Genomic DNA, 424 nt, shown 5'->3' on the forward strand with positions numbered 1-424 from the left:
AACTCCTCTTTCATTTTCTCTTTTAGGTAGAAGAACAACAAAACATGCCAACACAAGTCAAAGGAGAATACGGCTTCTTCCTTTCTCCCTAATGCCTGATAGAACTTACATACATTCCGATATGCCATAAAAACAAATACAAGATAGATAGGTACCAGCATACAAAGACTTAATACCAAGACACAGACAGCTATCAGTGAATTTCTACAATAAGCTTTGTATTGTATCAATGCTTCTTCGTAATCGGAATTTTCCCAATAACCGAATGTTTTCAAATCCTCAATGCTCCAGCCTCTTTCTTCCAATAAATTAATAGCATAATCACGAATTTCATCATCATAGCCGTAACGCTTATAATTTTTCACAACATCTATTAGCTTATCATTGTCAAATCTCTTTAGAATATCAAAATCTTCCATAAAAA

The 424-nt window shown here is 33.5% G+C and carries 1 protein-coding gene; it reads right to left on the reverse strand.

Annotation, left to right across the window (positions count from 1 at the left end):
- On the reverse strand, positions 1 to 419 hold a 419-nt coding region (locus H6A27_RS14640; protein ID WP_204509212.1), incomplete at its 3' end, for a hypothetical protein.
- Positions 420 to 424: the final 5 nt, after the last annotated feature.

Source organism: Bacteroides caecigallinarum (assembly GCF_016902295.1).
GTDB classification, from domain to species: domain Bacteria; phylum Bacteroidota; class Bacteroidia; order Bacteroidales; family Bacteroidaceae; genus Phocaeicola; species Phocaeicola caecigallinarum_A.